This is a genomic window from Streptomyces roseifaciens (assembly GCF_001445655.1).
GTDB classification, from domain to species: domain Bacteria; phylum Actinomycetota; class Actinomycetes; order Streptomycetales; family Streptomycetaceae; genus Streptomyces; species Streptomyces aureoversilis.
Genome location: NZ_LNBE01000001.1, coordinates 74,939 through 100,817, shown reverse-complemented (window position 1 = coordinate 100,817; position 25,879 = coordinate 74,939). Strand labels below are relative to the sequence as shown.

General features: G+C 72.0%; 14 protein-coding genes. 9 read left to right on the top strand and 5 right to left on the bottom strand.

Features of this window, described 5'->3' with window-relative positions:
* Positions 1-88 precede the first annotated feature (88 nt).
* Positions 89-3,463 carry a hypothetical protein gene (locus tag AS857_RS00380; RefSeq protein ID WP_058041057.1) on the bottom strand — a complete coding sequence of 1,125 codons (3,375 nt, stop codon included), beginning with the start codon at positions 3,461-3,463 and terminating at the stop codon, positions 89-91.
* Between the two features lie 386 nt (positions 3,464-3,849).
* Between AS857_RS00380 and AS857_RS00375 the strand changes: the two genes are divergently transcribed.
* Positions 3,850-4,359, top strand: coding sequence for a hypothetical protein (locus tag AS857_RS00375; RefSeq protein WP_058041056.1), 510 nt, complete (start codon positions 3,850-3,852; stop codon positions 4,357-4,359).
* A 16-nt stretch (positions 4,360-4,375) separates the two neighbouring features.
* Positions 4,376-6,559 carry a trypsin-like serine protease gene (locus AS857_RS00370; protein WP_058041055.1) on the top strand — a complete coding sequence of 728 codons (2,184 nt, stop codon included), beginning with the start codon at positions 4,376-4,378 and terminating at the stop codon, positions 6,557-6,559.
* Positions 6,560-6,725: 166 nt separating this feature from the next.
* On the opposite strand, the gene AS857_RS00365 is transcribed toward AS857_RS00370, so the two are convergent.
* Together AS857_RS00365 and AS857_RS00360 are read right to left on the bottom strand one after the other, a co-directional pair.
* Positions 6,726-7,271, bottom strand: coding sequence for a hypothetical protein (locus AS857_RS00365; protein ID WP_058041054.1), 546 nt, complete (start codon positions 7,269-7,271; stop codon positions 6,726-6,728).
* Positions 7,272-7,846: 575 nt separating this feature from the next.
* Positions 7,847-8,875, bottom strand: coding sequence for a 3-oxoacyl-ACP synthase III family protein (locus AS857_RS00360; RefSeq protein WP_058041053.1), 1,029 nt, complete (start codon positions 8,873-8,875; stop codon positions 7,847-7,849).
* 154 nt (positions 8,876-9,029) lie between these two features.
* Between AS857_RS00360 and AS857_RS00355 the strand changes: the two genes are divergently transcribed.
* Both AS857_RS00355 and AS857_RS00350 read left to right on the top strand, forming a co-directional pair.
* On the top strand, positions 9,030-16,379 hold the full coding sequence (locus AS857_RS00355; RefSeq protein WP_058041052.1) for a type I polyketide synthase: 7,350 nt from the start codon (positions 9,030-9,032) through the stop codon (positions 16,377-16,379).
* Positions 16,380-16,767: 388 nt separating this feature from the next.
* Positions 16,768-17,643: an LppY/LpqO family protein gene (locus tag AS857_RS00350; protein WP_063804125.1), complete on the top strand. Its 876-nt coding sequence runs from the start codon at positions 16,768-16,770 to the stop codon at positions 17,641-17,643.
* 37 nt (positions 17,644-17,680) lie between these two features.
* Here AS857_RS00350 and AS857_RS00345 read toward each other — a convergent pair whose 3' ends face one another.
* Positions 17,681-18,148, bottom strand: a complete 468-nt coding sequence (locus tag AS857_RS00345) for an SRPBCC family protein (RefSeq protein ID WP_058041051.1) — start codon at positions 18,146-18,148, stop codon at positions 17,681-17,683.
* Between the two features lie 259 nt (positions 18,149-18,407).
* Here AS857_RS00345 and AS857_RS00340 point away from each other — a divergent pair, with 259 nt between their 5' ends.
* The 5 genes from AS857_RS00340 (at position 18,408) to AS857_RS00315 (ending at position 24,402) form a co-directional block, all read left to right on the top strand.
* Positions 18,408-18,971 (top strand): dihydrofolate reductase family protein, encoded by a 564-nt coding sequence (locus AS857_RS00340; RefSeq protein ID WP_058041050.1) that lies wholly within the window; start codon positions 18,408-18,410, stop codon positions 18,969-18,971.
* Between the two features lie 218 nt (positions 18,972-19,189).
* The gene (locus AS857_RS00335; protein ID WP_245699515.1) at positions 19,190-20,083 is read left to right on the top strand and encodes a hypothetical protein; all 894 of its coding nucleotides are present in this window, start codon (positions 19,190-19,192) and stop codon (positions 20,081-20,083) included.
* Positions 20,084-20,397: 314 nt separating this feature from the next.
* Positions 20,398-21,234: a terpene synthase family protein gene (locus tag AS857_RS00330; RefSeq protein ID WP_058041049.1), complete on the top strand. Its 837-nt coding sequence runs from the start codon at positions 20,398-20,400 to the stop codon at positions 21,232-21,234.
* A complete protein-coding gene (locus AS857_RS42020; RefSeq protein WP_079109946.1) occupies positions 21,231-22,121 on the top strand; it encodes a GMC oxidoreductase in 891 nt (296 codons plus the stop codon). Before AS857_RS00330 ends, AS857_RS42020 begins: the two co-directional genes overlap by 4 nt.
* A 544-nt stretch (positions 22,122-22,665) precedes the next feature.
* Entirely contained in the window at positions 22,666-24,402 is a 1,737-nt protein-coding gene (locus AS857_RS00315; RefSeq protein ID WP_144440666.1) for a DUF6242 domain-containing protein, read from the top strand.
* Between the two features lie 138 nt (positions 24,403-24,540).
* Here AS857_RS00315 and amcB read toward each other — a convergent pair whose 3' ends face one another.
* Positions 24,541-25,710, bottom strand: a complete 1,170-nt coding sequence (amcB, locus tag AS857_RS00305) for a cyclophane-forming radical SAM peptide maturase AmcB (RefSeq protein ID WP_058041044.1) — start codon at positions 25,708-25,710, stop codon at positions 24,541-24,543.
* Positions 25,711-25,879 lie beyond the last annotated feature (169 nt).

The following is a 25,879-nucleotide window of genomic DNA, read 5'->3' as shown; positions in this document are numbered from 1 at the left end:
GCTGCGCACCAGGGCCGGCGGCAGATGTGCCCGCGGCCACCGGCCTCTGGTGCGGTGGTGCATGTTGTCCACTGGTCCGCTTGTCCGCTCAGAATCCGAGGGATCCCAGCAGGCCGGTGACCGGAGAGACGAGGTCGTGGCCGAACTGCGAGACCTTCGTGACGACCTTGGTGCCGCCGAGCGCGCCGATCCACTTGGACTGGCCGAAGGTGATCACGCCCAGGGCGGTGCTTGCGAGGGATGATTTGAACTCGCTGCTCGACCACCCGTAGCCGATGCCGGTGAACAGGGTGTTGAGTCCGGCGAAGGCGAGGGAGGCGTACGCGAAGCCGGAAGCGGCGGCTTCCACGAACGGCACGGCGGGCGGGAAGAACATGCCGACCGCCAGGCCGCCGATGCCGAGGAGGGCGGAGGCGAATCCGGTGCCGATGCTGAGCCAGTTGGTGGCGTTGGCCAGCCACCTCGCGCCTTCCTTCCACCAGGGAAGGCCGCCCTTGACGGTGTCGTTGTCGGGCGAGTCGGCCGGGTTCCTGCCGGCTTCCTTGGCTTTGCGCGCTTCCTCGGCCGCCTTCCTGGCCGCTTCCGCTATCTCGGCCTTCCGCTTGGCCGTGGCGATCTGGTGCGCCTGGCTTGCGGCTGCTGCCGCCGTCTTCGCGTCCTTGCCCGCCTGGATGGCGGAGGAGCGGGCGGAAGCGGCCGACGCCTGGGCCGAATTGGCGGAGGACACGGCACGGCGGGCGGCGTCCACAGCGCGGTTGGCGGAGTAGTTCGCCGAGCGTGCGGCCGTGCGAGCGGTGGCGGCGGCCTGCTTCGCCCTGTTGGCCGAGGCCTGCGCCTCCTTGGCGGACCGTTCGGCGGCGTCCGCGTTCGCGTCCGCCTGCTTCGCATAGGTGGCGGCCTGCTCAGCGGACTTCTTCGCCTTGTCCGCCCACTCCAGCGCCTCCTTGGCGGCGTTGCGTGCCTTCGCCGCCGCCTCCTGCGCCCGGGCGGCGTCTTCCTGCGCCTTGTGCGCGATCTTCGCGGCCGCGGCGATCGCGCCCTGAACGGCGGCGATGTGGGTCGCGGAGTCGTAGTCCAGCTGCGCGGTCTTGTACTGCACCGAGGCGAGGAAGTTGCGGCGCATCCACGCCGGGCCTTCCATGGCGACCTGGGCGTGGGCCTTGGTGTACGGGCCCGCCTTGCCGATGACGGTGGCGGTGGCGACCGCGTCGTCCTCGCGCTGCGCCGCCTCGTACGTACCGCTGAGGAATTCGTACAGGGCGTCGGCGGTTCCGGCGTTCAGCGCGTCGTTCGCCGCCTTCTTCACCGCACTGCCGGGGTTGTTGGCCAGGACGCGGGAGACCGCCACGCGGTTGTCCATCGCGGCGGACTCGATGACGCTGGCACCGAGGAACGTCGTGGCGGCGTCCGGGTCGTCGCTCTCCAGCGCCTTGGTCGCGGCGTCGGCGATGTCCGGTGCGGAGGTCTGGGCCAGGAAGAGGACGGTCTCCCGGTCGTCCTGCTTCTGCGCGATCTGCCGGTCGGTGTCGATCCAGGCATGGACGTCGGCGTCCGTGCCGCACAGGGCGAACCGTGCCGCCTCGCACGACCAGCTGCCGCGCGAGCTCATCAGGGCGATGGCCGCCTTGCGCCCGAGGGTGGCGGCGAGGCCCGTGTCACCTGCCTTCAGCGCGGACTCGGCCTGGGAGACGAGATCCTTCGTGGCCTTCCCGGCCTGCTCGGACTGCGTACGTCTCCTGGCGAACTCCGCCTTTTCCTGACCTTCGATCTGTGCGAGCAGGCGGGCCTCTTCGAGTGCCTGCTTCATGTCCTCGTCCAGGCGCTGCCACTCGGCCTCGCGCGCCTTCTTCTCCACTTCGATCGCCTGGGTGACCGCGCCGGTGGCGTTGTTCGCGGCCTTGGTGGCCTCGTTGGCGAACTCGGTGGACTTCTTCGCGTACTCGACGGCCTGGCCCGCGTACTTGGCGGCCCACTCGGCGGCCTCCGCGGACTTCTCCGCGTGACCGGCCGCGCTGTTCGCGGCGTCGCGTGCGGTGCGGGCGGCCGCCGCTGCCGCGTTCGCCAGAGCCTGGGCCGTTCCGGCGGCGTTGGTGGCGATCGCGGCGTTGGCGCTCGCGATCTGCGCCTGTCGCTTGGCCTCCGCGGCCTCCGCCTGCGCCTTGCCCGCGGCGGAGGCGGCCGTGGCGGAAGCGCTCGCGGCAGCCGCGGCGTTACGGGCTGCCGAGGCGGCAGCGGAGCCGGCGCTCGCGGCCTGGGCAGAGGCGGAAGCGGCGTAGTCGGCGGCCTTGGCAGCGCTGCGGGCCTTGGCCGCGGCGTTGCGGGCGGCGACGGCGGCGTCCTTGGCGGCACCTGCCTTGGAGGCGTCCTTGGAGGCGGCGATGGCAGCGCCGTACGCCTTGGCCGCGGCGGAGCCGGCGGTGGCTGCGGCCTGGCTCGCGGCGGTGGCGGCGTAGGCGGCGCGGCGGGACGCCTGGACGGCGGCGTGGGAGGCGCGGATGGCGACACGGGCCGAGTCGGCCGCACCCTTGGCGGACTCGGCCGCCTTGCGGGCCGCCCTGCCGGACTTGATCACATCGTCCTGGGCGGCCTGGGCCTCGGCCGCGGCCTTCTCCGCCGCCTCCTTGGCCTTCGCAGCGGCCTCCACGGCGCGGGCGGCGGCCTCCTCGGCCTGCTTCGTCTTCGCGTCGGCCTTCTTGCCCTCGCGCTCGACGACCGCGACGAGTTCCTCGATCGTCGCAGACTCCTGGTCGCGGGCGCGGGCGATGTGCTGGCCGGTGTCGAGGAACCACTCGACGTCGTCGGCCGTGCCGGACATGGCCCGGGAAGCGTACTTCTTCACCTCCGGGCCGGCCTGCACCATCAGCTTGGACACCTCGACGCGCATGTCCTCCAGGCGCGCGGTGTACTGGCCGTCGGTCAGGAACTGCTCCAGGGCGGCCTGGGTGCCCGCGTCCAGGGCGGCACTGCCGTCGCGGCGGACGGCCTTGTCGCCGGTGGCCATCACGGTCGCGGTGGCCACGCGCAGATCCTCCAGGAGGGCGGCCTTGAATCCGCCCTTGAGGAAGTCGGCGATGCCGGGGTCCCCGCCCTCGATCGCCGCGGCGGCCTCGCGCCGGGTGCCCTTGCCGCCTCCGGCGAGGGAGGTGACGACGGCGACGCGGTTGTCCTCCGCCGTGGCCTTGGGGAGTTCGGCGGTCAGGAAGGCCTGGATGTCGGCGTCGGTGCCGAACAGCGCCGCCTCCGCCGCGGCGCGGACGGCCTTGCCGCCCAGCAGCCACGCCTTGACGGCCTTCGCCCGGTCGGTGTCGGGCAGGTTGAACGGGTCGCCGTCGTCGCCGTCGGCCGGCGGCGTGTCGGCCAGAGCGGCTATGGGGTTGAGGACGAGGCTCGAGGTGGCGGCGACGACCGTGGTGGCCGCGAGGGCGCCGAGAACGCGCCGCCTGCTCCAGAAAGTGGTGTCCAAAGCGGTCCTTCGGGTTCGGTGCCTGGCGGCGGCGCGCGCGTGAGGCGGCACACCGCCGGGCAGACTGTTGCGCCGGCCGCGCGCATGTCCCCGGGGTGGTACCGGAGTTGAGCAGGGACACGGCGGATGCGCGTCGTGACCATACGCAACGGAACGACCGGTTGACCACCTGTCGGATCGCCGTGAAGCCATGAGAAGGAGCACAAGTCCCAAGTGTGGTGCTTTGGCCGTCAATAACACGCTAAGGGGGTAGCGCGAGATGGGGACGCGTGTTTGAATTCCGGCGTCTCCGTTGCCGAGCCGCCCCTTGTGTACCAAGGAACCCTCCGTTCCGGCCAGGGATCGCGCGCCACGGCTCAACTCACCTTTGACACGAGGGACCTTGTATGAAGTTCGCACGGCGGATCATCGCCACCGGTGCGGCCGCCGCAGCCTGTGCTGTCGCGCTCCTCGCCGCCGCCACTTCCTCCCATGACAGCGCATCGGGCACCCCGGTGACGGTGGCCGACGGCCGGCCCGGCTATGTGGTCGAAGACTTCAACTACCCGGGCGCCGACAGGATCAAGGAGGAGAAGGGGATCACCCTCAAGCGCGGCGACGGCCACATCACCCTCGCCGACTGCTCCTCCTCCGCCGGGCTGATGGAGGTGTGGTCACGGAAGAACGAGAAGGTCTGTTTCCGCACCACCGGCACCTCGGGTCACCTCACCCTGGAGATCCCCTCGGTGTTCGCGGTCAAGGGATCGGCCGATCACGCCGCCGATGTCTCCCTCACCGCACCGGACAACACGCCGCAGGAGGTCAAGGTCGCCAAGGGCAACTGGACGCCGGTCGGAGAGTCCGCCGATCCCCAGGGCCGCGCCTTCGTCCTCGTCGAGATCCGCACGGGCAAGTAACCGGAGACCACACATCATGCACAGAACAGCCAAGTGGCGCACCGCGTTTGCGGCGCTGGTCGGCGCCGCCGCGATCGGCGCCCCCGCCCTGCCCGCCCACGCCGTCACCGGACCGGCCGAGGCGGGCAACTCGCACGGCTTCACGGCCCGCCTCGACATCGGCAACGGCACCAAGGCGTGCAGCGCCGCCCTGATCGACCCGGAGTGGCTGATCACCGCCGCCTCCTGCTTCGCCGAAGACCCTGCCGAGTCCGTCAAGATCCCCACCGGCGCCCCGAAGCTCGCCACCAAGGCCGTCGTCGGCCGTACCGACCTGACGACGACCGAGGGGGCGGAGCGCACCGTGGTCCGGCTCGTCCCCCGCGACGACCGGGATGTGGTCCTCGCGAAGCTGTCCGCACCGGTCGCCGACGTCCGCACCGCCCAGATCGCAGCCGCGCCCGCACAGTCCGGCGAGAAGCTGACACTGACCGGCTACGGCCGTACGAAGGACGAGTGGGCCCCCGTCAAGGCGCACAACGGGACCTTCACCGCGAGCGCCCCCAGCGGAAGTGACGTGGACGTCGCCGGCGACAACGCCGCGATCTGCTCCGGCGACGGCGGTGCGCCCCTGTTCCGCACCTCCGGGGACATCGCCCAGATCGTGTCGGTGGCCTCCCGCTCCGACCAGGGCGGCTGCTTCGGCATCGACATGGCACAGACGTCCACCAAGGGCGTCGCCGCCCGCACCGACGACCTCGCCGCCTGGGTGACCGCCACCGTCACCGCCGCCCCGTTCGCCGACTTCAACGGCGACGGCATCGAGGACATCGCCATCGGCGACCCGAAGGCGACCGTCGGCGGCAACGCCGACGCCGGTGCCGTGCGCGTCGTCTACGGCGGCGGCAAGGGCACCATCCAGCTCGACCAGGACCTGTCCTCCGTCCCGGGCGGCGCGGAGGCCGGTGACCGCTTCGGCCACTCGCTGGCCACGGTGGACGACAACCAGGACGGCTACACCGACCTCGTCGTCGGCGTGCCGTACGAGGACGCCGGGTCGATAGCGGACGTCGGCATGGTGTCCGTCGTCTACGGCTCCGCCACCGGGCTGGGCAATGGCCGCGGCTCCGGCAACTACGTGCAGGAAGAGGGTAACGGCGCGCTGAAGAAGTCGGCCAACGAGAAGGGCGACATGCTCGGCTACTCCGTCGCGGCCGGACAGACCCGGGACGGGGACCCGTTCATCGTGATCGGCTCCCCGGGCGAGGCCATCGGCGACAAGGAGGACGCGGGCTCGGTCATCTACGTGCGCGGCGGCACGAACGTGTCCCTGACGCAGGAGGCCGGCTTGTCCGGCGGCCTGGAGGCCGGGGACAGGGCCGGCTGGTCCGTCGCCGCCGACGCCAACAACATCGCCATCGGCGGGCCGGGCGAGGACATCGACGGTGCCGCCGACGCCGGTGCCGTGTGGGTGCTGTCGCACAAGCTCGGACCGGACGGCAAGCCGACTCAGCGGGCGAACATCAACCAGAACGACGACAGGGTCTCCGGCGGCTCCGAGGCCGGAGACGTCCTCGGCACGTCCGTCGCTCTGGTGGAGAACGGCCCGAACGGCGACTCCATCCTCGCCGCGGGTTCCCCCGGCGAGTCGATCACCAACGATGCCAAGGTGGACGTGAAGAACACCGGCAGCGTGATCACCTTCAAGATCCCCGCCTCCGGCGGCTGGTCGCAGTACCAGGCGATTCACCAGGACCAGCCGGACGTCATCGGCGGCATCGAGGCCAACGACCGGTTCGGCGAGACCCTCCAGGCGATCAACCTGTCCCCCAGGACCGCTCCCACGTGGCAGACGCTCCAGCTCGTCGTGGGCGTCCCCGGTGAAACCCAGGGATCCGTGACCGCTGCGGGTGCGGTGCAGACCATGACCCTCCTCGGGGCTCCCGGCCCGCACAACGACGTCCTCTACGCCGGGCACAACGGCGTTCCGGGCACGCCGGGCGCGAACCAGCGGATCGGCCAGGCCATCGGTGTCTCCCCGACACACATCTACGTGGGCATGCCGACGGGCCCGCACGCGCAGGGCGCGGCCTACGCGGTGCCGTGGCAGAACGTCACCTCCTACGCCGCTTCCGGCACCGAGCAGCCGGTGACGGTGTACCAGCCGGGCAAGGACGGCATCCCGTCCGGCGGCAAGGCGTTCGGAGCCGCGATCAGGTAGGCGGCGCAGTCCGCGGAAGAAGTGCCGGGCCCCACGCTCGAAGGGAGCGTGGGGCCCGGCCCTACGTGGGAGCCGGGTGCCCGGTGCGGGCGGCAGGCCACGGGCACACGCCATCCTGCAGGGCTGCGATTCCGGCGGTCGGCCGGCTCCCGTCGCCCGGCCGCCCCTACGGCCAGGCCACGAGGATGTCGAGCACCGCGTCCGCCGCTGAGCCGCCGCTGCTGCTGCCGCCTTCCGACCGCTTGCCGCCCGTGCCGAGACCCACGGCCAAGGCATAGCCGAGGGCCGCCTCGGCGGGCAGGACCTTGGAGGCGCTGCGCCACGTGGCCGGGGTGACGTGCCCGCCTCCGGGCGAGACACGCAGCTCGCCGAGGAGGACCTTGCCCCGCATGAGACAGCTGCGCGTCTCGTCGTGAGGGACGAGGCGGTACGTCCGGCCGCCGTCGGGGAACCGCACCGTGTACGTGCGGCGGTTCACGTACCCCCTGCTCAGGGCCGGCGGCTCACCCTCGCCGTCGAGGGTGAGGGTCAGCCCGTCGGGGTCGCTGGTGCCTATGGGAGGCCATGACGTGGGCGCTGTGCCGGGGCCGCGGCGCAGTGTCGTCCGGGGCAGCCATCCACCGCCGACCTCGACGGAGCCTTCGCCGGTGTCCAGGACGATGGTGATCTCCCCGAAGACGAGGTCCTCGACAACGACGGTGATCCGGCCCATGTGGGTACTCCTACGCATGCGGTGCGGCTGCCGAAGACGGCCAGACGCTTTCAAATGATCATGGATATTCTCGCGAACGGAACGCACGCTTTGTGGACGGGGCTGCCGTGCCGGGCACGCACCGGGAGCCCCGGGCGCAAGGTCACGCCTTGGCGTGTGCAGTGGTCGGCCGGCAACCGCAGGAGGGCCGGGGCGAAGCGGCTGACGGCCGGGGCGAGCGTCGTCATGGCGAGGGCGGGGCCGAGCAGGACGCGGGCAACTCCGCCACGAGCGGTCGCCCCAGGCCCCGTGGCCTGCCTGCGGTCACCAGGGGCAGCTGGACATGTCCGCGTCCCCGGCCCAGCGCTGTGCGCGCCAGGTGGGCCGGGGTTCCCCCACGAACACCTGCGGGGCCACCTCGTTCAGGGCACTGCCGCAGGTGTCCTCGCGGCAGTTTCGGATCCAGCAGGACGGGGACCGCGCCGAGGGCCGGCAGCGCGTGGACGACGGTGATCAGGTCGTAGGGGTTGCGGGCCATCGTCACGGCCTTGTGCCCCGGCGCATTCCGGCGTCGCGCAGGGCGCCGGTCGTCAATGTCACAGCCGCACCTGGACGACGCCGAAGCAGGCCCCGCTGGCCAGGCCGATCAGTCCCACCAGGTCCCCGGGCTCCACCCGGTCGGACTCCTGGGCCGCGACCAGTTGCAGGGGCAGCGAGGCTGCGCCGCAGTTGCCGTGCTCGGCCACGGTGGCCAGGCATCGGTCGGCGGGCAGGCGGAGTTTGGCCGACGTGTCGAGGAACTGGGGCATCGATATCTGGTGGAAGGCGATGAACGCGCTCGCGCGGACCGCCTCCATCTCGCGGTGCGCGAAGACCTCCAGCGCGAGGGGCAGGACGTCGAGCGCGTCGTGCAGCAGGCTGCCGTTGAGCCGGAGGGTGGTGTGCTCGTCGTCGGTGGAGCGGCCGTGCAGCGAGCCGCCCCCGGCCACGGTGCAGGCCTCCCAGGCCGTGGGGTCGCCCCCGAAGACCAGGGAGAGCACGCCGGGGTCATGTTCTCCCGCGGGGCCGGCGGTCAGGACGAGGGCGGCGCCGGCGTCGGAGACGGTGTAGCCGGGCATGGCCCGCAGGAGTGCCTCGTGGTCGGGCAGGCGCCAGCGGGTGGTTTCCGTGAGCGTCTCGCCACAGGCGATCAGCACGGTGCGGTACCGGCCCACGGCGATGAAGGCGCATGCCGTCTCCACCGCGTTGAGCACGCTGTTGCAGGCGTTCTTGATGTCGAACACCGGGCAGACGAGGCCGAGCTTCGCGGCCACGATGTGCGCGGTAGCCGGTTCGAGGAGGTCGTGGCTGGTGGCGGCGAACAGCAGCAGGTCGACCTCGCCGATACCGGCACCTGCCGCTTCCAGCGCCTTGGTGGCGGCTGCCACCGCGAGGTCGGACGCCTGGACGCCCTCGTCGCGCACGTGAACCCCGCGCACTCCGGTGAGGTCTTCCAGGAGTCCGGCCGGGGGGACGTAGGCCCCGCCCGAGGCCGCGATCCGCTCCCGGCTGGCGCCCATGGTGCGGTAGCGGGACGGCAGGTGGACCGCTGTGGCCGCCAGACGGGCACGCCGGGTATCAAGCACGGCATCACCATAGTCACTTCAAAGGTCAATTCAAGCAGTACAAAGGTTAGTTCACCGTATAGAGCTATAATGCGCTTGATCACTACCGATGTTGGGCATTTCTCCCGTGCCATATCAGAGCGCTTCGGTTCCTGCGGGGGAAATGGTGCGTGACATGGGACAGCACGACCGCGCAGTGGCCGTGGTGGGGGCGGGCATGCGGCTGCCCGGCGGGATCACCGACCTGGCCGGGCTGTGGACGGCCCTGGCCGACGGCCGTGACCTGGTCGGCGAGATCCCCGCGGACCGCTTCGACAAGACCCGCTTCGTGGACCCCGGGGCCGTGCGCGCCGGAAGGAGCTGCACGGCCGCCGGCGGGTTCCTCGACGACGTGGCCTGCTTCGACGCGGGCTACTTCGGCATCGCCCCCAAAGAGGCCCCGTTCGTCGACCCGCAGCAGCGGCTGCTGCTGGAGATGGCGGCCGAGGCCCTGGACGACGCCGGGATCCCCGCCGAGTCGCTCGCCGGCTCGGACACCTGCGTCTACATCGGCGTCTCCGACCCGGCCTACGGCCAGTTCGTCATGACCCAGGAGAACCACACCAGCCCCTACGCCATGAGCGGCAGCACCCTGTCGATCGCCGCGAACCGCCTGTCGTACTGCTTCGACCTGCGCGGGCCGAGCATGGCGGTCGACACCGCCTGTTCCTCGGCCCTGGTGGCCCTCGACCGGGCCTGCCGGACGCTGCTGGACGGCACCAGCCGCACCGCCCTGGCCGGCGGGATCAACGTGCTGATCGGCCCCTACGCCTTCGCCGGCTTCTCGCATGCGGGCATGCTGTCGCGGCGCGGCCGGTGCGCGGCCTTCTCCGCCGATGCCGACGGCTTCGTTCGCTCCGAGGGCGGGGGTGTCGTCGTCCTCAAGCGGCTGGCGGACGCACTGTCCGACGGCGACCGGATCCACGCGGTGATCGCCGGTACGGGCACGAACTGCGACGGCCGCACCCAGGGCATGGCCCTGCCCAGTTCCCACGCCCAGGAGGCGCTGCTGCGCGCGGTGTACGAGCGGGCGGGGGTGGAGCCGGACGACCTGGTGTACTTCGAGGCGCACGGCACCGGCACCCCGGCCGGTGACCCGGCGGAGGCGGCCGCCATCGGCCGGGCCCTGGGGCGGCGCCGAACGCGGGGGCCGCTGCCGATCGGCTCGGTCAAGTCCAACGTGGGCCACCTGGAACCGGCCGCGGGGATGCCGAGCCTGCTCAAGGCGCTGCTGGTGCTGCGGCACGGCACGGCCCCGGCGACGCTGCACGCCCACCCGCTCAACCCTGCCATCGACTTCGCGGGCCTGGGCCTGGCCCCGACCGTCGAGCCCGTCGGGCTGTGCCTGGGCGAGCGGGCCGCGGTGGGCGTCAACTCCTTCGGCTTCGGCGGGGCCAACGCCCACGCGGTGCTCACCCCGCCTCCCGCTCCGCCGGACCGCCCGTCGCACACCGGGGGCGTTCCCTTGCCTGTGGTGGTCTCGGCCCGTTCGGCCGCGGCGCTGCGGGAGCTGGCCGGGCGGGTGTCGGCCCGGCTGCGCGAGGCCGCCCCCGAGGAGTTCTACGACCTGGCCCGCACCACTGCGCTGCGCCGCAGCGCGCACCCGCACCGCGCGGCCGTCCTCGCCGACGGGCCCGGGCGTGCGGCGGAGGAGTTCGGCCGGCTCCTCGCCGGGACGCCCGCCACCGGGGCGCTGGCCCGTACGGCCGACCGGCGCACGGTGGCGTACGTCTTCTCCGGCAACGCCTCGCAATGGCCGGGCATGGCCGCGGACCTGCTGGCCGCCGACGCCGTCTTCCGGGCCGCCGTCGAGGAGGCGGACGCAGCCCTGGCCCCGCACCTGGGCTGGTCGGTGGCGAGGGAGCTGGCCGGGCCCGACGCGGCGGCCTGGCGGCGTACCGAGATCGCCCAGCCCGTCCTGTTCACCGTGCAGATCGGCTTGGCCGCGCTGTTCGCCGCGCAGGGGCTGCGTCCCTCGGCGGTGACCGGGCACAGTGTCGGCGAAGTGGCCGCTGCCCACGTGTCCGGAGCGCTGACCCTGGACGACGCGGCCCGGGTGATCGCCGAACGCAGCCGCGCCCAGGGGGTGACGGCGGGTTCCGGCCGGATGGCGGCCGTCGGGCTGCCCGAGGCCGAGGCCCTCGGTGCGCTGGCCCGCTACGAGGGTGCCCTGGAGCTGGCCGGGATCAACAGCGACCGGGACGTCACGGTCGCGGGCGACCTACAGGCCCTGGCGGACCTGGGCGCCGAACTGAACGCCCGGGACGTCTTCTTCCGCGAGCTGGACCTCGACTACGCCTTCCACAGCCGGGCCATGGACCCGATCGCGGACCCTCTGCGTGCCGCGCTGGCCGGGCTGGCCCCGGCTGAGGCCCAGGTCTCGTTCGTCTCCGCGGTCACCGGCACCCCGCTGCCGGGGGAAGCGCTGACCGCCGACTACTGGTGGCGCAACGTACGCGAACCGGTCCGCTTCGCCGCGGCCGTCGCCCATGTCGTCGCGGACCACGCGGGCATCCTCGTGGAGATCGGCCCGCACCCGGTGCTCCGGCCCTATCTGCGTCGCACCGACGCCGCCTACGTCCCCACCCTGCGCCGTGACGGCGACGGGCCGCGGGAAGCGGCCGCCGCCGTCGCCGAGCTGATCGCCACGGGTGCGGCCGTGGACTGGCCGACGCACTTCCCCGACCCCGGCCGGGTGGCCGACCTGCCGGCCTATCCGTGGCAGCGCGAACGGTACTGGCACGGAGCCCCGCAGGACATGGTCGTGCGCACCAGCGGCACCGGCCTGCTCGACCATCCGCTGCTGGGCGAGCGGCTCCCGGCGCCCCACGCGCTGTGGGAGGGCACCGTCGAGCCGCAGCTGGTGCCCTGGCTGGGGGATCACCGGATCGCGCGGACGGTGCTGATGCCGGCCGCCGGGTACCTGGAGATGGCCCTGTCGGCCGGGCAGCTGGCTCTGGGCCGGCCGGCAGAGGTGCGGCACCTGCAGATCTTCCAGCCGCTGGCCCTGGGCTGGCCCGACCCGGAGGGCGTGCGCCTCCAGACGGCCGTGACCCCGGCCGACGGCGCGCTGACCATCAGCAGCAGCCAGGGCCGCGGCGGCGTGTGCGAGCCGGTTGTACGTGCCGAGGTCCGCACCCTGCTCGGGGCTGCCCCCGCCCCGATGGACCCGGAGGCGCTGCGCGCACGGTGCCCCCGTACGGTCGCCGCCGCGGACTTCTACCGCACCTGTCACCGCGTCGGCCTCGGTGTCGGACCGGCCTTCCAGCTGCTGGGCGAGGTGCACGTGGGCGAGGGCGAGCTGCTGGCCTCGTACCGGCACGAGGAGCCCGGCACCCCGTACACGGTCCACCCCGTGGTGCTGGACGGCCCTCTCCAGGCCACCGTCGCCCTGGTCGAGGAGTGGATGGACAGCGGCCGGGCCTACCTGCCCTCGGTGTTCGGCGCGGTACGGGTCTGGCGCACCCCCACCCCCACGGGCTTCGTGCACCTGCGACAACGCGCCCGTACCGAGAACGAGTTCTGCTGGGACATCGCCTACGCCGACGAGGACGGCACCGTCACGGCACAGATCGAGGGCTGCCGCACCCGCCGGATGGACAACACCGACCACACGCCGGTGACCGTCCAGCGCACCGTCCTGCGCGCCGCACCGCTCTCCCTGTCCCCCGCCGCCCCCTCCCCGCTGCCGCCGCCCGCCGATCTGCTGGTGGCCGTCGAGGACCGCATTTCCGCGGCGCGTGCGGCACTGCGCGAGAGCGGCCACGACCGCTGCGCCGCAGCAGCAGAGGAGGCCGGAGCGCACTGCTGGGCGGCCGCCCTCGCCGGGCTGCTCACCGACCCGGCCGCCGTCTTCAGCCCGGGCGACCTCGTGGCCGGGGGCCTGCGGCCCCAGCACCGGCGTCTGGTCCGGCTGATGCTCCCGCTCGTGGCACGCCACGGACTGGCCGTGCCCATGGACAACGGCCGGTGGCGGCTCACCGGCACCGCACCGCGCCCCGGCGAGCTGTTGCGGAACCTGGTGGAGGACCATCCCGCCTGCGCCGCCGAAACCATCCTGATCAACCGGCAGTTGCGCCATCTGCCCGAGGTGCTGCGCGGCACCACCGAGGCGGCCGCACTCCTGCCGCCCGGCGACTCCATGATCGAGCAGCTCCACGCGACCGCGCCCGCCCGCCGCTTCGCCCACCGCGTCGTCATGGCACTTGTCGCCGAGGCCGTCCGGCGGTGGCCCGGGGACCGCCCGCTGCGGGTTCTGGAGGCCGGCGCCGGCACCCACGCCCTCACCGCGGCACTGCTGCCCCTCCTCCCGGCCGACCGCACCCGTTTCACCTGCACCGACGCCACGGCGACCGGCTTCGCCCGGGCCGAACACCGCTTCGCCGACCACGACTTCGTGGAGTACCGCGTCCTCGCCCTGGACCGTGACCCGCTCTCCCAGGGCTTCCCCGACGGCGGCTTCGACCTGGTCGTCGCCGGAGACGCGCTGCACAACGCCACCGATCTGACGACCGCGCTGGGACACGTCCGCACCCTCCTCTCCCCCGGCGGCCTGCTGCTCGCCACGGAGCCGCACGACACCTGGCGTACGGCCTTCTTCCTCGGGGCGACCGAGGCGTTCTGGCAGCGTGGCGACCACGCGCTGCGCCCGGAGACCCGGCTGCTCGCCCGGGAGAAGTGGCTGCCGCTGCTGGCCACGTGCGGCTTCACGGGTGCTGTCCGCACGGGCATCGAGGACCGCTCCGTCCTGGTGGCGTCCGCCGACCGCCTGCCCGCGGACGTGCCCGCACCGCCCGCGCCGGAGCCGGGCGCCGCCTGGCTCGTCGCGACCGAGGCCTCCGACGAGATCCCCCTCGCCCGGGCACTGTCCGGGCTGCTCGGCCGAGCCCCCGTCGTCACCGCCCCCGAGGACCCGGCCGCCTGGGACGCCGCACTCCCCTCCGGGGGTGCCGTGCCCGGCGTCGTCCTGCTGCTCTCCACGGACGCCTGCGCGGAGGTGGTCGCCCTGACGACCCGACGCGCCGCCGTCCTGCGCGCGCTGAGTGCCGCCCGTTCCGGGGCGATCGGCGGAGTGTGGCTGGTCACCCGCCCCAGCGGGCTGTTCCCCGCGCCCGAGCGCCCCGCCCACCCGGCCGACGCCGCAGTGTGGGCAGCCGCCCGCGTCCTGGCCAACGAGCACCCCGGCCTGCCCCTGCGCCGGATCTCCCTGGACCGCTCGGACGATCCGGCCGCGGACGCCCGCAGACTGGCCCACGAGCTGCTCGCGCCCGGCGACGAGGACGAGATCGTCCTCACCCGGGGCGGACGCTTCGTCCCCCGCCAGCTCCAGCGTCCGGGCGACCGCCCCGACGCCGTCCCCGGCCACACCCCGTACGTCCTGGAGGTCCGCGATCCCGGGCTCTCCCGCCGGCTCGTCCGGCGCCGGACCGAACTGCCGCGTCCGGGCCCCGGCGAGATCCTCGTCGAAGTCCGGGCCGTCGGTCTCAACTACCGCGACCCGATGCGGGCCAACGGGCTGCTGCCGCCCGAGGCCGTCGAAGGCAGCCCCCTCAGCCGCGGGCTGGGCACCGACTGTGCGGGCATCGTCCGCGCCACGGGACCCGGGGTCACCACGTTCACGCCGGGCGACCGGGTGTTCGGGCCGATGCCCGCCTCGCTGGCCTCGCACACCGTCACACCGGCAGCCACGTCACTGCCCCTCCCGGACGGAATGAGCTTCGCCGAGGCCGCGACCTTCCCGGTGGCATTCCTGACCGTCCACCACACCCTCGCCGAGCAGGCCCGGCCCTTCCCCGGCGAGACGGTGCTCGTGCACGGCAGCGCCGGGGCGGTCGGCCTGGCCGTCCTCCAGAGCGCCCGGCACCTGGGTCTCCACGTCATCGCCACCGCGGGCACCGAGGCCAAACGCGATCTGCTGCACACCCTCGGCGCGGCCCACGTCCTGGACTCGCGCAGCCTGGACTTCGTCCCGCGGGTACGGGAACTGACCGGCGGCCGGGGCGTCGACATCGTCGTCAACTCCCTCAGCGGGGAGGCCATCGCCCACGGACTCGGCCTGTTGCGCCCCAACGGCCGCTTCATCGAACTCGGCAAACGCGACATCTTCCTCAACAACCCACTCCTGCTACGCCCCTTCCACCACAGCCTCACCTTCCTCGGCTTCAACCTCGACAGCGTCATGTTCGACCCGCAACGGTGCCTGCCCCTGCTGCAGGAAGTCGCGGAACGGATCGTGCGCGGCGCCTACCGTCCCCTCCTCCACACCGTCCACCCCGCCGCCCGCGTGGACGAGGCGTTCCGGCTGCTCCAGCACTCGCAGCACACCGGCAAGGTGGTCGTCGCCTTCGACCCACTGGACGAACCCGTCCCCGTCGAGCCCGCCCCCGCCCGCCCTCTCCTGGACCCGGACGGCACCTACCTCGTCACCGGCGGACTCGGCGGCTTCGGCGCCGCCACGGCCACATGGCTCGCCGACCGGGGCGCCCGGCACCTCGCACTCGTCTCCCGGCGCGGCGCGGACGCACCGGAGGCGGCCGAGACCCTCGCCCGGCTGAACGAGCGCGGTGCCGACGCCACCGCCTACGCCGCCGACGTCACCGACGAGACGGCCATGCGCCGCGTCATCGCGGCCGTCGACGCCGGCGGGCACCGCCTGTGCGGCATCGTCCACTGCGCCATGCACCTCGACGACGCCCTGCTGGCCGACCTCACCGACGAGCGGTTCGCCGCCGTCCTCGCCCCCAAGATCGCCGGAGCCGACGTCCTGGACCGCCTCACCGCCGACCGCGATCCGGACGTCGACCTGTTCCTGATGTACTCCTCGGTCGCCGCGAGCATCGGCAACCCCGGGCAGGCCCCCTACGCCGCCGCGAACGCCTACCTGGAAGCCCTGGCACGCGCCCGCCGCCACGCCGGACGCGCCGGCACCGCGATCGCCTGGGGCCCGATCACCGAAACGGGCTACGTCGCCCGCAACGACCTGGGCGCCGCCATGACCCACCTCGGCTTCGAACCCGCAGCTCCCGACGAGGCGTTCGCGGCCGCAGACCATCTCATCGCCACGGGCACCGACGTCTCCGGCGTCGGCCGCTACCGCTGGGGCCGCGCCCGCCGTGTCCTCCCGGCCCTGGCGGCGCCCCGCTACGCCGCCCTCGTCCCGGCCGGTGCCGCGGAATCGGACGACACTCGCGAAGAGTTCCTGCGCCACCTGGCCTCGCTGTCCCCCGACGAAGCCGTGCACGCCGTCACCGAGGCCCTGACCCGCCTCCTCGCCACCGTCCTGCGCACCGACCCGGCCGAACTGGACGCGGACCGCCGACTGGAGGAGTTCGGCCTGGACTCCCTGATGAGCACCGAATTCCTCCTGCGCACCCGCGAACACTTCGGCGTCCAGCTCTCCCCCACCGAACTCATCGGCGGCCCCCGCACGCTGACGCAATTCGCACGGCTGGTCCACGAGCGGCTGGGGACCCATACGGCGGGCTGACCATGGGCTGCGGGGATGCCCACATCGCGCGCCGCTCTCGCCATTGGCGGAGGGGGTCGGGTGTTCTGTTCGGTTGTTCCTGGGTCGGTTCACTCGATCCGGTCGGGAGGTGGGATACCCGGCATGTGGGTTCCGTCCGGTGACCATGCTCTGGGTGACTTTCGCGGCTGCGGGTAGGTGCCGGTGCACGGGTTCGTGGCCGGCCCAGAGGGATGGGTCCATGACAGGGGCAGATGTGCAGGGTGGGCGTGGCGGGCCGGGCAGGGCCGTTGGACGGCGGGGGGTCCTGGCTGCTGTTGGTGTTCTTGCTCCCCTCGCTGTGGGGACAGCGGCTCCGTCTGCTGTCGCGGCCGGTCCGGAGCCCGACTACCACCACGTTCTCCGTCCCGTGCGGACCACCCTCCGGGACTGGAAGGACGTCGGCCGGGAGTTGCTGTCGGAAGGCAGCATGTGGGGAGAGACCTTCCGCGCCGGCTTTCCTCGCCGTGACCTGCGGGTGACCTCCCGCGGTGTCGATGTGGCCACCAACCTGGCGCTGCGCAGCTATGTGGCCTTCACTCGTTATGACGACGGGCGCACGATGGTCATGGGTGACCTCGCGGTCACCGAGGAGGAGCTCGGGCGGGTTACCGACACGGTGCAGGCGGCCGGGCTGGAGCAGACGTCGGTCCACAAACACCTGCTTGCCCACTCCCCGGCCCTCCTCTGGTGCCACGTCCACACGCTTACCGATGCCCCGGCCGTCGCCGCACGTCACATCCGTGCCGCCCTGGAGACGACGGGCACCCCGCTGCCACCGCGGCTTTCGGCCCCGGCGACCGCAGACCTCGACACCGGCCGTCTTGATGCGGCGTTGGGAAGCCGGGGTACGGACTACGCCGGCACGTACAAGTTCACGTTCGCCAGGCGTGAGACGCTCATCGACCACCACCGGATGATCCCCTGGGGCATGGGCGCGGTGACCGGAGTGAACTTCCAGCCGCTGGGCCGGGGCCGGGCCGCGGTCAACGGGGCTCTGGCCCTGACCGCCGGCGAGGTACAGCCGGCGATCAGGGCCCTGCGCCGTGGGGGTGTCGACCTCGTCGAGCTGCACAACCACACGCTCACCGAGGAACCGCGTCTGTTCTTCGCCCACTACTGGGCAGTGGGCGACGCCGTCGGCCTGGCACGCTGCCTGGGGGCGGCTGTCGCGACGACGAACGTGACCTGGCAGGCCACCCCCGGCTACACCGCAGCAGCGTCTGACCGCCCGGCGGCACGGTAGGCGATCGGCCGGATCAGGTGGTGCCGGGCCGGGCGGATCAGGTGGTGCCGGGCCGGGCGGGCAGCCGGGAACGCGCCGTCGCGAGAGTGGCCAGGATGGTCTCGGTGTAGTTGGCCTTCAGGCGCTCGGCGCGTTGCCGTTCGGCAGTGCTGCCAGGAGCGGTGCCGTCGATGACGAGGCGGGCGTGGAAGGCGACGACCAGAGCGCCGGCGCCGGTGGTGGTGATCTCGTTGTCGATGGTGCCGCGGGTGCGGCCGAGCGTGCGGACGAAGTGGATCCGCTGCTGCGGGTAGAAGGTGACGAGTTCGCGCACCGGCTCGCCCTCGAGGACGAAGTCGCGCACGAGGCCGCCGTCGAACCGCTCGGTGACCCGGCATTCGGTGATGCGGCGTACGTAGCGGTCGGGGTGGTGCGCCTTGCGTTCCAGCTCCCTCCATACGTCACCGATGCTCAGGGTGGGGTCGGGGCCGTCGTTGACCGGGATGCTGTGGCTGACATCGATCATCGCGCAGACTTTCTCACTGAGTGGGGTGTGCCGCCGGGCAAGGCCCGGCGGCACACCGCGGCGGCTGTCCGGAAGAAGGTCTACCCGATGGCCGGCGCGACTTCCGTCCTGGTCCGCCTGGCCTCAGCGGTCAGCAGGCCGGGACCACACGTGACCGAGGGGATGCAGACATCGCGGGCTGCTCTGGGATCCCGCGAGCCGCGAGTCCCGCGGCGTCGGGCGGTCGTACCGTCGAACCCGTTACCGAGGAGGAGTCCTGATGCGCAGCGTGACCTATTCGATGAGCGTCTCACTTGACGGCTACATCGTCGGGCCGGACGGCAGCTTCGACTGGACGGCGCCCGACGAGGAGGTCTTTCGCTTCTGGATCGACGAGATTCGAGAGGTCGGCGTCCACCTGTTGGGACGACGGCTGTACGAGACGATGCTGTACTGGGAGACCGCCGACCAGGATCCGTCGCTCGACGACTCCATGCTCGAGTGGGCCGCACTCTGGAAGCCGCTCCCCAAGGTGGTGTTCTCCACCACGCTGTCGGCGGTGCAGGGCAATGCCCGCCTGGTCTCCGGCGGCCTGGTGGAGGAGATCGAGCGGTTGCGAGCCGAGCCGGGGGAGGGAGACATCGCGATCGGCGGCGCGACTCTCGCCGCCGAGGCGGCCGCGTCGGGTCTGATCGACGAGTACCGGGCCATGGTCTACCCGGTGCTGGTCGGCGGTGGCATTCCGTTCTTTCCCCGGCGGGAGCGCCGGGTGGATCTCGAACTCGTCGAGACCCGCACCTTCAGCTCGAGATTCGTCTACCTCCGCTACCGCGTGGCGCGCTGAAGCGTGTTGCAGAAGGCTGTGATCAAGGCATTTCCAGAGTGTGGTGGGGGTGTTGAGGGCTGGGCAGATGCGGGTGGAGACGTTCACCGGACTGCGTATGCGGCAGTTTGAGGCGTGCAGCTGACGCAAGCGGAGTGGTCCAACGGGGATTGGGCGAGGTGGACAGGCGGGAAGGCTGCGGCTGATCGTGGTCCGTCCTGGTGGAGGGGAGCGTCGTGGTGCGCAGGGGTTCACGTACGACCGCGCAGAAGGGTCATCCGTTCGGTCGCCGGCCCGCCGGTGGGCTGGCCGACGTGCTGTGGGACTGGTCGAAGTCCGGCACCCGGAACGCCGTCCGCAACCGGCTGTTACGGCGGCTGCCCGGCGTCGGCTCGGCCGCGGCGTACCGGTTCGGTCTGGTCGAGCGGCCGCACTACGCCTACGGTGTGCGCCGGGCCACCGAGCTGGCCGCCAGGCTGGGGCACCGGGGTGTCACGGTGGTTGAGTTCGGGGTGGCCGGGGGCAACGGCTTGCTGGTCCTTGCCGAGCACGCCCGGTACTACGCCGCCGCCACCGGCGTGGCGGTGCGGGTGGTCGGCTTCGACAGCGGTGCGGGCATGCCCGCCGCCAAGGACCCCCGGGATCTGCCGTACCTGTTCGGCCCCGGCTTCTACACCATGGACCACGACCGGTTGCGCGCCCGCCTGGGCGCGGCCGAGCTGGTGATCGGCGACCTCGCCGAAACTCTGCCCCAGTACCTCGGCACCCGCGCGAACCTGCTGCGCGACCACCCGGTCGGCTTCGTCTGCCTCGACCTGGACTACTACTCCTCGACGACGACCGCCCTGAGTCTCTTCCGCGGCCCGGCACACGAGCACCTGCTGCCGCGGGTCACCTGCTACCTCGACGACCTGCCGGGAACCATCGAGCAGATCGGCGAAGCCGCCGCGATCACCGATTTCAACGCAGCCCATCCCGACCGGCCGATCGGCCGCGTCCTGGGCCTGCGCGCGTTCACCCCCTTCGACCCGCCCTGGGCCGACCAGATCTACGTCCACCACCGCCTGGACCACCCCGACTACCCACGCCTGGAAGTCGGCGCCACCGGAGACCAACTCCCCCTGGACGACTGACGCGCGACAGAACGGTCGCCGCGCACGACAGTTCGACGGACTGGCTTCCGACTCGCCGCTCGATCGCGTAGTTGCCGGCTACAGGCAAGGGCTGGCACCTGAAGCAGTGACGCGATCATCCGACCAAATGGTCGGGTTCTGGTGGGCCGACCGCCCACTTCAGCCCGTAGCCACGAAGGTCAGGCAGATCGAACGCAGCTCGAGGAAGGCCCAGCCAGCCACCCACCATGCGGTCCTCACCATCTCCGACTCCTCTGCTGTCCGCTCCCGCCCGCGTGAGCCCTCATCTGGCAGCGGCACGTGAGCACTCCCGTATGTGGACACGCGACATCGGCATGCTGGAATCCAGCGGCGTCTGGGACGCGGCCGCCTTCGACTCCGCGGACTACGCGCTCCTCACCGCCTTCTGCCACCCGGACGCCGCGCTCGAAGAGCTCCTCCTGGTCACCGACTGGTACGTGTGGCTGTTCTTCCTCGACGACCACTTCCTGGAATCCTGCATGCGCCGTGGGGACACTGAGGGCGGCAGGGCGTACCTGGCTCGCCTGGCGGCATTCATACCGGAGGCGCCCGGTGCCACCACGCCCGCGCCGGACGGGCCGGCGGAGCGTGCGCTGGCAGATCTGTGGCTCCGTACCGCTCCGGGAACGCCCGGTGACTGGCGACGGCGGTTCCGGGGCAGCAACCAGGGGGTCTTCGACGAGCACGCCCGTGAACTCACTCTTTACGGACGGAAGCAGGTCCCCGACCCGGTCACCTACCTCGACATGCGCAGGCAGGGCCGGGGCGGGCCGTGGGCTGCGGAGCTGGTCGAGCTGACCCTCCGCACCACCCTCCCGGCGACGGTGTCGACGACGCAGACGATGCGGGCGCTGAAGGACGCGTTCGGCGATGTGGTGCGTCTGCACGACGATCTCACCTCCTACCGCAGGGAGGTGGAGCAGGAGGGAGAGGTCAACAACGAGGTCCTGGTGGTGGAGCACTTCCTCGGCTGCGATCCCCAGGAGGCCACCGGCATCGTCCGCGACCTGCTGGCGTCGCGGTCCCGGCGGTCCGAGGAGATCGTCGGGACCGAACTGCCCATCCTGTTGGCCGAGCAGGGTCTCGGGCCGCCGTACTCCGGTACGTCCAGGGGTTGCGGGACTTCATGACCGGCAACGGTCACTGGCATCAGCGGTCGGGCCGGAACGTGACCGCGGCGCCGTCGCCCGGGAGCGTGCCGGTGTCACCCCTTCTCGCCGGGCCCACCGGGGTCAGTACCCTCGGCGGCACACCTCGGCCGCGCTGTCACGCCACATCCCGGGCACGTCCGGCCCGCCTCGCCGGCCGAACAGCCCGCCGCCCTGTGCGGAACATCGCCCGCCGGCCGGCCCTGCGCGACAGGGGCGGGCGCCCCTTCCTCCTGCCCCGGTCCGACGCCGACGGCGGCCTGGAGGACTTCGTACGCCACACAGGGTGCAGCACCTACCACCCCACCTCGACCTGCGCCATCGGACGTGTCGTCGACTCACGGCTACGGGTCCTGGGCATCGAAGGCCTGCGGGTCGCGGACGCTTCGGTCCTGCCCTCCGTGCCGCGCGGAAACACCAACGCCGCCGCCGTCATGGTCGCGGAGAAGGCCGCCGACCTGATCCGGGAGCGCGGCCTCCGCCCGGCGGTGCCCGGCACTGTGGGAATCCGGCTCCTCCGAGCACGACAGGAGGAGGAGAAGCCCGGCTTCGGGCCGGCCCGAAGGCGACTCGTCGAGCTGTCAGCGGACCACACTCCCGTCGACCCCGGCGAGCTGGACCGCCTCTGGGGCGCGCTGGAGACCGTACAGCCGAACCAGATCCTGGGCACGTGGCGCGGAGCTGTCCTCAACACCGGTCACTCGGCCGGCGAACGTCTCCGCGCCCTGCGCTGGTACGGCAAGCCGTCGTCGACTACTTCAAGAAGGCCGACGAGGTCACGCTCATGGGCATCATGGCCGGAGGCAGCGAGCCCACGGACGGCATCCGCTACTTCTACTTCACCTTGCATCGCGCGGAGTGACGGCTGATCAGCCGCTGCTCGGGCCGGTGCATGAACACATGCGCACGCCCGACCGGTGAGCGCGTACCGGCCGGGCGGCGGTCTTCACTGCCAGCCGGGTGCCTTCGTAGGTGGTCCATGCGTTGACGGCGCCCTCGGGCAGACAGCGGCACAGTTCGCAACCCCGCACGCGGCCGATCGTCCAGAAAGAGCCCTTCGCTCCAGGTCGAGCCACTCCATCATGATGTCGGCGCACGTGTCGTATCCATCGCCGCAAGCGGTCCGGCCTCCGGGGGTAGCCCGTGTCACCCGTTCCTCTCTCCGCCGGCGAGCGTCTTGAGCGGTTGCGGGCGCAATTGCAAGGCGGGGCCCTGGCAAGGCGGGGCGAGCCGATGGCGGCCTCGGCGCGGGGGGTGTGGCTGCTGTTTGGGGTGATGCTGCGTGGCGCGGCTCGGCTGGACGCCGGGCTGAGGCTGTCGGATCTGGAAATGCGCCTGGTGCGGTCCCTGCGGTCGAGGATGCCGGAAGAAGAGGTTCACGCGATGGGGCGGGTGTTCGCCGAGGAGCCGTCGGTGAAAAACGCGCCACGGCTGTTCCCGGACACGCTGAGCTCCCGCGACATCAGCGAGGGGTACGCGGTTGCAGACCTGTTCGCAGACCTGCCCGGGTTGCGGTCGGAGATCATAGGGCAGCCCAACATCAGTCTCGTGGATCTCGACGCTCCCACCGGTGACCGTCTCGACAGTGAGGAGGTCGCCGCAGCAGTCGACGCCTACGGGTACGGGGCGACGCTGGTGACCGCCTCAGGAGAGGGCCTTGAGGCGACCGCGGAGCTCGCCCCGATCCATGCCCGAGTGGCACCGACGACCTTCGCCTGCGTGAGGAGCCCCGCCGAGGAGCGCTGCGGCGAACCCTTCTGGACTCTGAGCGCCTCAGGGGATGCCGACCGTACCGAGCGGGCGAGCTTCACCCGCGGGTTCGGCGGCGTGCGGGCGGGCCGCAGAACGGACTTCGACCCGGAGAACGTGCTCTTCGACAGCCCTGTGGTCCACATACTCACATCCCACATCGAAGTGTGGGGGGCCGGCCGGAGCAACCCTGTGGAGCACGACCAGCTGATCAGGGACCTGTGGGGAACGGCCGGCTTCCTGTCCCAGGCTTCCCGCTGCATCGCGCTCCGCCCGGGCGGCGCGTCGCCGTCTGCCTCCGACGCCCTGGCGATCCTGGGGCTCACCGCCGGGCTCATCGCCGCGACAATGCGCTTCTGGCGCAACGAGGACGACTTGGTCGCGCAGCGGACCATCGGTTTCGACCGCCGCGCGATCCGGAGCATGGTTGGCCGGAACATGGACGGCCGGAGCCCGGTCCGGCGGCCCGGCCAGGCGGGCACCTGGCGGTTCGACGGGGGTTCCAGCGGCACCTACGAGCTGAGTCTGAAGTGGACGGGCCCCGGTGACACCCGCCTGCTCACCGCCACCGCCACCGCCACCGGCGGCAACTGGAGCACCGGCACACCGGTCCCCTCGGTCACCGCTCTCGGCACCCCGGCCCTGGCCGTCCACGACGGCAAGCTCCATTGCATGGTCCGTACCCACAACATCCCCGCCGGTTCCCTTGCCCGTCCGAACCTGAAAGGGGGCAGCTTCGACGGCACCACGTGGAGCGACTTCACCCCGATCGCCGGAGCCTCGTCCCCCTCCAACCCGGCGATGGCGGTTCTCGGCGGGCAGCTCTACAGCATCCACCGCTCCCTCGAAGGGGCGCTCCGCTGGAACCGCCTCGACGGCACCGCCTGGAGCGCCTTCACCACGGTCCCCTCGGGTACCACTCTCAATGCGCCGGCTCTGGCCTCCTACGAGGGCAAGCTGTACTGCGTGATCCGCAACCCGGGCGACGGCACCATGTCCTGCGCCACCTTCGACGGGATCACCTGGAGCACCTTCACCACGCTCGGCGCGGCGAGCACGCCCTCCGCGCCGGCCTTGGCCGCCTTCGACGACAAGCTCTACGCCGTCTACCGCAGCGTCGGCAGCGCGTTGCACTGGAAGACCTTCGACGGCATCACCTGGAGCCCGTCCAGCACGTTCCCCTCGGGCTCCACGGCTGCCGCGCCGGCCCTGGCAGCCCACGGCGGCAAGCTGTACTGCATGATCCGCGGCGCCGGCTCCGACGAATCCTTGTCCTGGACCACCCTGAACGGCAGCACCTGGAACCCCTTTACCGAAATCGCCGCCACCAGCTACGCGGCACCGGCCCTGGCAGCCTTCGAGAACAAGCTCTACGGCGTACACCGCGGCGGTACGAGCTGATGGCAAGTACGGCGCTATGTGAGCGCAGGGGCTCCCGAGGGGCCGAGGTCGGTGCGGTGGAGGGCTCCGGAGTAGCTGTAGTCGCCGCCGTGGGTGAGTGTGTCGCAGGGCATGGCCTGGTCCAGCAGTCCCATCAGGTCACGGCTGCGGGCCTGGACCTTGTGTGCCAGGGGGGTCGTGGGGGTGTGGTCGGTGGTCGGGTCGGGCATGGCGCAGGAGTCCTTCCATGAGTTGGATCTTGCTGCTGTGGCAGTGGTCGGTGACGGTGGTGTCCAGCCGTCCGGTCTCGAAGTACTTGTTGGCCGCCTGGCCGCCGCGGCAGTAGGCGAAGTGGTCGCAGGTGATGCGGCAGTTGCGGATGCCGTCGAGGGCTTCTCGTACCCAGGGCAGCTCCGGGGCATGGGCGAGGAGAGTGTCCAAAGGGGCGTCGCGAAGATTTCCTGCGGTGAAGGGGCCGTGGCGGAGTGAGGAGAAGCCGGCCAGGTCGGGGCTGAGCGGGACGACGTCGCCGTCCCAGGTGATCAGGGGCAGTGGGCTGAACGGCCGGCCTGCTCGGTCGTCGGCCGTGCCCGCGAGCTCGTCGCGGAGGTAGCCGAAGGCCTGATCGAAGTCGCGGATCGGTACGACCGGGTCGGCTCGCCAGGCGCCCGCCAGCGCGGCCCAGAAGTCTGCCGCCTCGGCCCGTGGACCGGGCCTGCGATGGACACCCTTGTGTTCGGCGAGGTTGACTCCCAGGGCCCTGGCCTCCAGATCTCGGACGAAACGGTACAGGCGCTCGGCAGCGACGGGCGTGGGATCGGAGACCACGGCGAGGACGCCGAAGGGGACGCCGTGGGAGCGCAGCCTGCCGATTCCGGCCAGAGTACGTTCGGTCGAGGAGCGCCCGGCCCGGTCCGGACGCCGTGCGTTGTCCGCGCCGGGGCCATCGATGCTGACGGTCACCTCGACACCGCGATCGGCCAGCATTTCGCACCAGGCGTCGTCGATGAGAGTGGCGTTGGTCTGCACCGCGTGCCGCACCGGGTGAGGATGCCCGGGCTCGAACCTGTCCAGCAGCGTGCTGAAGTGCTCAAGACCGGTGGCCAGCGGCTCCCCGCCGTGCCACAGGACGCGTACCGGGTGCAGCCGCGACCAGCCGGACACGGCGGTGCTCACCGCGTCGGCCACCTCCACTGACATCCGCCGCCGCTCGGTGCGCTCCGGCAAATAGCAGTAGGCGCAGTCCAAGTTGCACAAGGTCGTCGGCTGGCAGAACACCAGCGGCGACGTCGCCGCCAGACACGCCCCAACGCCCCGGCCATGGGCCATCGCCACCCCTTCCACGCCGGTGCCAGGATCCACCTTCAGGCACGTGCCTGTCACCGGCCTTACCGGCCGCATCTGCGCCTATGACAGTCCGCGCGGTTCGGCCGTATGCCTCCGGCGACCGCCACGAGCCGAGTGGGGCGGGGAAGCCGGAGCGGCCGGGAAGCCGGAG

Bases quoted from the DNA above. Each gene is read 5' to 3' on its own strand.
- AS857_RS00365 (WP_058041054.1), bottom strand. From the start codon at position 7,271: ATGGGCCGGATCACCGTCGTTGTCGAGGACCTCGTCTTCGGGGAGATC.
- amcB (WP_058041044.1), bottom strand. From the start codon at position 25,710: ATGGCCCATGGCCGGGGCGTTGGGGCGTGTCTGGCGGCGACGTCGCCG.
- AS857_RS00340 (WP_058041050.1), top strand. From the start codon at position 18,408: ATGCGCAGCGTGACCTATTCGATGAGCGTCTCACTTGACGGCTACATC.
- AS857_RS00375 (WP_058041056.1), top strand. From the start codon at position 3,850: ATGAAGTTCGCACGGCGGATCATCGCCACCGGTGCGGCCGCCGCAGCC.
- AS857_RS00370 (WP_058041055.1), top strand. From the start codon at position 4,376: ATGCACAGAACAGCCAAGTGGCGCACCGCGTTTGCGGCGCTGGTCGGC.
- AS857_RS00345 (WP_058041051.1), bottom strand. From the start codon at position 18,148: ATGATCGATGTCAGCCACAGCATCCCGGTCAACGACGGCCCCGACCCC.
- AS857_RS00330 (WP_058041049.1), top strand. From the start codon at position 20,398: ATGTGGACACGCGACATCGGCATGCTGGAATCCAGCGGCGTCTGGGAC.
- AS857_RS00355 (WP_058041052.1), top strand. From the start codon at position 9,030: ATGGGACAGCACGACCGCGCAGTGGCCGTGGTGGGGGCGGGCATGCGG.
- AS857_RS42020 (WP_079109946.1), top strand. From the start codon at position 21,231: ATGACCGGCAACGGTCACTGGCATCAGCGGTCGGGCCGGAACGTGACC.